The organism is Streptomyces sp. NPDC101166, assembly GCF_044768125.1.
Lineage (GTDB): Bacteria > Actinomycetota > Actinomycetes > Streptomycetales > Streptomycetaceae > Streptomyces.
In genome coordinates, this window is sequence record NZ_JBIWPF010000378.1 from 1 (window position 1) to 1,029 (window position 1,029).

General features: G+C 69.1%; 2 protein-coding genes. Both read left to right on the top strand.

The window, feature by feature from the left end; translation table 11 throughout:
- Positions 1 to 720: 5-deoxy-glucuronate isomerase (iolB, locus tag ACIRS4_RS39250; RefSeq protein WP_404205223.1), on the top strand; the 720-nt coding region annotated here is incomplete at its 5' end.
- A partial coding sequence (locus tag ACIRS4_RS39255; protein WP_404205225.1) for a thiamine pyrophosphate-binding protein occupies positions 717 to 1,029 on the top strand: 313 nt, incomplete at its 3' end. The genes iolB and ACIRS4_RS39255, both read left to right, overlap by 4 nt.

The window sequence follows — 1,029 nt, forward strand, 5'->3', positions numbered from 1 at the left end:
CGTCCGGCCAGTTCGAAGGTCATCCCGTCCACCCGCACCGTGCACGCCGGACGGGATTCCGTGTTCACGCGGGTGACCGACTTCGCCTATGTGCCCCGCGACGCGGAGGTGGAGCTGTCGACGGTGGACGGTTTGGAGGTCGCGCTACCGATGGCTCGGTGCGGCAGGCGGCTGGAGCCGAAATATGGTCCGGCTGAGCAGGTTCCGGTCGAGGTGCGCGGTGCCGGTCCCGCCACCCGGCAGGTCACCAACTTCGGCACGCCCGGCGTGTGGGATCACGCCGACAAGCTCAATGCTTGTGAACTGATCACCCCGGACGGGAACTGGTCCTCCTATCCACCGCACAAACACGACGAAGCCTCCGAGTGCGAGGTCGTGAACGAGGAGATCTACTACTTCCGCATCGCGGGGCGCGACGGAATCACCACGAGCCCTGAAGGTTTCGGATTCCACCGCACCTACACCCCTGATGGCGCACTCGACGAGAACGTGGCCGTCCGTGACGGCGATGTCTTCCTGGTGCCGCACGGCTACCACGGTCCCTGCGTGGCCGCGCCCGGCTACCCCATGTACTACCTCAACGTGCTGGCCGGTCCCGCGCCCGAACGGTCCATGGCCTTCTGCGACGACCCTGCGCACGCCTGGGTGCGGGCGAGTTGGGCGTCGGAAGCGGCGGACCCCCGGTGCCCGGTCACCTCCCACGAAGGACGGCTCGGATGAAGCTCACGACCGCGCAGGCGCTGGTGGCCTGGCTCGTCGCCCAGCGCTCGGAAACCCTGGAAGGCGTCGAAGTGCCGTTGTTCCCGGCTGCTTTCGGCATCTTCGGGCACGGCAATGTGCTGGGTCTGGGCACCGCGCTGGCCGAGCATCGCGACGCGCTGCCGCTGTGGCGCGGGCACACCGAGGAGGGCATGGCGCTGGCCGCTGTCGGGCTGGCCAAGGCCACGCAGCGGCGACAGGTCGGGGTCGCGACCTCCTCGATCGGGCCGGGCGCGCTGAACATGGTGACGGCCGCCGGTGTGGCGCACG